At 71.5% G+C, this 5,940-nt stretch carries 4 protein-coding genes; all 4 read left to right on the plus strand.

What is annotated here, in order from left to right:
* Positions 1 to 1,249: extracellular solute-binding protein (locus tag G3I40_RS32325; RefSeq protein ID WP_239092071.1), on the plus strand; the 1,249-nt coding region annotated here is incomplete at its 5' end.
* A complete protein-coding gene (locus G3I40_RS32330) occupies positions 1,246 to 2,217 on the plus strand; it encodes a sugar ABC transporter permease (RefSeq protein ID WP_164306175.1) in 972 nt (323 codons plus the stop codon). The genes G3I40_RS32325 and G3I40_RS32330, both read left to right, overlap by 4 nt.
* A gap of 36 nt (positions 2,218 to 2,253) precedes the next feature.
* Positions 2,254 to 3,066, plus strand: a complete 813-nt coding sequence (locus G3I40_RS32335; protein ID WP_164306176.1) for a carbohydrate ABC transporter permease — start codon at positions 2,254 to 2,256, stop codon at positions 3,064 to 3,066.
* A 20-nt stretch (positions 3,067 to 3,086) separates the two neighbouring features.
* A partial coding sequence (locus G3I40_RS32340; RefSeq protein WP_164306177.1) for a glycoside hydrolase family 38 C-terminal domain-containing protein occupies positions 3,087 to 5,940 on the plus strand: 2,854 nt, incomplete at its 3' end.

Raw genomic sequence — 5,940 nt, forward strand, 5'->3', positions numbered from 1 at the left:
CGCAGGCGCCGCCGCGACCGCGGCCACACCCCTGCTCGCCGCGTGCGGGACCGCCGCCGGAGAGCCGCCCGGCATCGTGGCACTGCACGGCGACAACCCGAGCTGGGCCGCACCGCTCAAGGCCGCGGGCGCCGCGATGCGTTCCGTCGACGGCGTCCGGATCGAACCCGCCGTCATCCCGTCCCTGGAATCCTTCGAACAGGTCGTCAAGTCCTCGCTGCGCACCAGCAAGACGCCCGACCTGCTCAAGTACTGGTCCGGCTACCGCCTCCAGGACCTCGCCCGCACCGGCGGCATCGTCGCGCTGGACAAGGAGTGGCGCAGCGCCGAGCGCCAGGGCTGGGTCGAACCGTCGCTGCGCTCCGCGTTCACCTACCGGGGCCGCGTCCACGGCCTGCCGATGAACCTCGCCTACTGGGTCTTCTACTACAACCCGGCGCTCTTCCGGGAACACGGACTGACCAGGCCCACCACCTGGGACGCGTTCCTGAAGACCGCGGAGCGCCTCAAGAGCGCGGGCGTCACCCCGCTGCACGCCACGACGTCCGGGCGCTGGCCCTCGTTCATCTGGTTCCAGGAGATGCTCAGCCGCCAGGACCCGCAGTTCTACGACGACCTCATGAACGGCCGTGCCCGGTACACCGATCCGCGTGCCGAACGCGCCTTGCGCACCATCGCCTCCTTCGCGGACAAGGGCTGGTTCACCTCCCTCGACATGGACCAGACCACCGCCGCGGCGGCCCTGGTGCACGGCAAGGTCGGCATGGTGCCCGGCGCCACCTGGCTCGCCACCTCGTTCACCGGCGTCGGCGCGAAGATCGGCGAGGACGTCGACACGTTCGTGCTGCCGATGCAGGACCCGAAGGCCGCACCGGCCATGATCTTCGAGTCGAGCGCCCTGGTCTGCACGGTCAAGGGCCCCGACCACGCCGAGGCGATGCGCGCGAGCGGCGCCTGGCTGCACCCGAAGGTGGCGAAGGCGTTCTCCGCCTCGCTCCAGGACGGCAGCCCCAACCCCCGCGTCCCGCCCGCCAACGCGATGATCGCCGACGCCGCGAACACGGTCCGACGCGGCAAAGTGCGCCTGCTCAACCGCTTCTGGGAGCTGGGCCCGCCCGAACTCGTCGAGTCCACCGTCGACGACCTCGCCGGATTCCTGCTCGACCCGTCGGCGTACCGCAAGACCCTCAGGACGATGCAGGGCCGGGCCGACGAGGCCTGGAAAGTGTGGAAGGAGGCCGACGCGTGAGCAACGCAGTCCGTGCCGGGACCCCTTCCGCGCGGCCCGCCCCGGCCCGCCGCCGCATCCCCACCCGCACCCCGCACCAGGCCGCCGCGAGACCCGGCTCCGGGCGGATGGGCGGGCCGCTGGCCGGCGTCCCGTGGGCCCTGCCCGCGCTGCTGTTCGTCGGCGTGCTGCTCGTCTACCCGTTCTTCCGCAGCGTCTACGGCAGCTTCTTCGACGACAACGGCTTCAGCAGCCACTACATCGGCCTCGACAACTACACACGGCTCGCCGACGACCCGGTCTTCGGCCGGTCGCTGCTCAACACCGTGCTGTGGGTGGCGGGAACGCTGCTGCTGCCCGTGCTCGCCGGACTCGCCATCGCGGTCGCCACCCACCGGATGCGCCTGGGCCGGATCGCCCAGCTCGTCGTCGTCCTGCCGTACACGATCTCGGGGGCGGCCACCGCCGTCCTGTGGAAGTTCTTCCTCACCTCCGACGGCACCCTCAACCAGGTGCTGCGCGCCGTCGGCCTCGACTCGCTGGCCCGGCCCTGGCTGCTGGAGTGGCCGGCCAACACGCTCTCCATGATCGTGGCCAGCACCTGGCAGGCGACCGGCCTGAACGTCGTCCTGTTCGCCATCGGCCTGCGCGCCATCCCGCGCGACACCATCGAGGCCGCCGAGCTCGACGGGGCCACCGGCTGGCGGATGTTCCGCCACATCACCCTGCCCCAACTGCGCTCCATGAGCGTCGTCGTGGTCGGCATGGCCGTCGTCAACAGCCTCAAGGCGTTCGACATGGTGTGGATCCTCACCCAAGGAGGCCCCGCCCGCTCCTCGGAGACGCTCGCGCTGACCATGTACCGCGAGGCGTTCCTCCTGTTCCACGTCGGCTACGGCTCCGCCGTCGCCCTCGTCCTGTCCGTCATCGTCGTCGCCTGCTCCTGGCTGTACCTGCGCCGGCAGATGCCCGACACGTCCGCGCGCTGACCCGAGCCGCCCGACCCCGACAAGGAGTGACAGCCCATGGGAAGGACCCTGCGCAACGTCTTCGTCGCCGCGACGGTCGTGCTCTGGCTCGTCCCCGTCTACCTGCTCGTCGTCAACGCCGTGACCCCCGTGGCGTCGTACACCGGACGGGCGAGCTGGACCTCGCACGGCTTCGCCCTCTGGGACAACCTCTCGACCGCCTGGTCACAGGCCGGCATCGGCCACTCGTTCCTGCAGTCGCTGCTGTACGCCGTGGTGTGCGGCGTCGCGGCGGTCGTCATCGCCGCGATGGCCGCGTTCGCCGTCGTCGTACTGCCCCTGCCCAGGCCCGCGTTCTGGTTCTGGCTGATCTACTCCGGGACCCTGTTCCCGCTGCAGATGTTCCTGGCGCCGCTGTTCGGCATGTACGCCGACGCCAACCTCTACGACACCCGGCTCGGCCTCATGCTCGTGTACGTCGCCTACGCCGTGCCGTTCGCCTTCTTCCTCGTCCGCAACCAGATGACGACGATGCCGCCCGAGATCACCGAGGCCGCCATGCTCGACGGGGCCTCGTTCACCCGGATCTTCTGGCGCATCCACGTACCGCTGATGGCCTCCAGCCTCGGCGCCGCGTTCATCTTCCAGTTCACCGCCGTCTGGAACGACCTGCTGTTCGGCATCACCCTCAGCCGCAGCCCCGACGTCCAGCCGGTGATGGCCTCCCTGAGCAACCTCAACAACGCCTACGCGTCCACCGGCCCGCCCGTCATCCTGGCCGGCGCGCTCATCGTCTCCGTACCCACCCTCGTCGTCTTCCTGACGTTCCGCGGCCTGTTCCTGCGCGGCGTCGCCGCGACCGCCCGCTGACCCCGCTTGGAGATTCCGGCATGACCACACGTGCCCTCGTCCGTACCACCGACTGGGACAACGACCGTATCCGCGACAGCCTGCGCGACTCCGTGGTGAGCACCGAGGGCGTCCTCGATGGGGCCGAACTGCGGCTCACCGTCGAGCCGTTGATGCGCCGCGACGACGCGGGCGGCCTGCTGCAGTCGCTGCGCATCGACGCCGTGCGCGGCTCCCGCACCCCCGACGCCCTCACCGTGCGCTCCGCCGCCGGCACCGAGCTGCCCGCCGAGCGGATCGCGGGACCCGACGGCTCCGTGCGCCTCCTGCTCCCCGCCGTGGACGCGCCGCAACGCGTCACCGTCGCCCTGCCGGGCGGCACCGACGGCATCGACGTGACGCTCACCCCGCAGCGCGAGTGGACCATCCACCTCGTCCACCACTCGCACCTCGACATCGGCTACACGGACCCGCAGGGCCACGTCCTCGCCGAGCACCTCTCCTTCCTCGACTCGTGCCTGGAGCTGACGCGGGCCACCGACGACTGGGAGCCCGAGTCCCGGTTCCGCTGGTGCGTGGAGTCGCTGTGGTCGTTCAAGCAGTGGGCCGAGGCCCGCCCGCGCGAACAGGTCGAGGAGTTCGTGCGCCGCGTGCGCGAGGGACGCATCGAACTGACCGCGATGCCCTTCAACCTGCACAGCGAGACGTGTTCCACCGACGAGCTGCACGAACTGCTCGGCCTCGCCCACCGGATCCGTGACGAGTACGGCGTCGACTTCACCTCCGCCATGCAGACCGACGTCCCCGGCCACGTCGTCGGCCTGGTCGACGCACTCAGTGATGCGGGCGTCAAGTACCTGTCCGTGGCGCACAATTGGGCCGGCCGCTCGGTTCCCCACCTGGTCGGCGGCGAGAAGCTGCCGCGCCTGTTCCGCTGGCGTGCGCCCAGCGGCAAGAGCGTCCTCGTGTGGATGACCGACACCCCGCACGGCCTCGCCTACATGGAGGGCCCGCTCCTCGGCTTCGACACCGACTACTCCAGCGTCGACGACCTGCTGCCCGCCTACCTCACCTCGCTGGCCACGCACCCCTATCCGTACCGCGGCGGCGTCTTCGGCTGGGCCATGGACGAGCGCGACATCAAGCGCGAGCCCTACCCGTGGGACGTCCTGCACCTGCGCGTCCAGGGCAAGTTCGGCGACAACGCCCCGCCGCGCCGCGTCATCGCCGACACCGTCCGCCGCTGGAACGAGACCTGGGCCTACCCGCAGCTGCGCCTGTCCCGCAACGAGGACTTCTTCACCGACGCCGAGGCCCGTCTCGGCGACCGCATCCAGACCTTCGAGGGCGACTGGTCGGACTGGTGGGTCGACGGCGTCGGCTCCGGCGCCCACCCGCTGTCCCTGGCCCGCACCGCCCAGTCCGCCGTCGCCGACGCCCAGACGCTCGGCACCTTCGCCGGTCTCCTCGGCGCGTCCGGCGCCGCCGACGACACCCGCGACGCGGCCGGCGTCTACGAGGCGGTGTCCCTGTTCGACGAGCACACCTGGGGCGCCGGCGACCCCTGGACGCACGGCCACGACCACGGACACTCCGGCGAGCAGCAGTGGCACTGGAAGTACGGGCAGGCGCTGCGCGGTCACGACGACGGCAACTCCCTGCTGAACAGGGCCTCGGCACGGCTCGGCCAGCGCCTGGCCCGCCCGGCCGGGGCGAGCGCCGCCTACCACGTGGTCAACACCTGCTCCTGGCCGCGCACCGAGGTCGCCCGGATCTTCCTGCCCGAGTCCAGCGTGCCGCTGGAGCAGGAAGTGAGCGTCCACGACGCCCGCACCGGCACGGAGTTGCCGCACGAGGAACAGGCACAGGTCAACGACACGCACCGGGACGCCGGACGGTTCCTCCTCGTACGCGTCGACGACGTGCCGCCCGCCGGATCGGTCCGGCTCGACATACGCGCCGTGCCGGGGACAGGGACCGGGCCCGAGGAACCCGAGGGGACGGAGCGCGACAAGAGCGCCTCCGGCTGGAACCCGACCGGCGGCTCCGAGCGCGAGAACCCCGCCCGCACCTCCGCCGCCGCGCACTCCCTCGCCGACCCGCTGCTCCTGGAGAACGAGCACCTCGCCGTGCGGGTCGACCTGGCGAACGCCTGCATCGCCTCCGTCATCGACAAGTCGACCGGCCGCGAACTGGTCCGCGCCGACGCCATCACCGGGTTCAACGCCTACGTCCACGACAGCTACACCACGGCCGGGGGCTTCAACCACAACTCCAGCCGCACCACCGCCTCCGACCGCCTCGAACACCTCGGCCGCCGCTCGGTCGCCCCGCCCGCCGCGCTCATCGCCCGCCGCACGACGGCGACCGCGGAGGTCCTCGCGTACGAGACCCGTCCCGCGGGCGCCAACCGGGTGCGCACCACGCTGACGCTGCCGCACGGAGTCGGCCGCCTCGACATCGAGAACCTCGTCGACAAGGACGCCACGATGGGCAAGGAGAGCGCCTACTTCGCGTTCCCGTTCGCCTTCGAGGAGCCCGTCGTGCGCATGGAGGCCTCCGGCGGCGCCACCGGCACCGGGCTGCCCGTCGTCCCCGGCTCCGCCCGGCACATGCGGGCCGTCCGGCGCTGGGTCACCCTCCAGGAGGACGGCCTCGCCGTGGGCTGGGCCTCCCAGGACGCGCCGCTCCTGCAGTTCGGCACCATCGCCCTGCCCTACGCCCCGTTCCCCCAGTCGATGGACCACGAGGAACCGGCGACGGTCTACTCGTGGATCCACAACAACCTGTGGGACACCAACTTCCCCAGCCAGCAAGGATTCGCCTTCGCCTTCCGCTACAGCGTGGCCTGCGCGCCCGACGCGGCGGGACTCGGCCCGCGCACGGCGGCGGGCG

Origin of the sequence: Streptomyces sp. SID14478, assembly GCF_010548525.1 — a bacterium.
In the GTDB taxonomy this organism is placed as follows: Bacteria; Actinomycetota; Actinomycetes; order Streptomycetales; family Streptomycetaceae; genus Streptomyces.

What these genes read in the sequence shown, in the direction of transcription:
- G3I40_RS32335 (WP_164306176.1), top strand. Translation starts at nt 2,254, where the DNA reads ATGGGAAGGACCCTGCGCAACGTCTTCGTCGCCGCGACGGTCGTGCTC.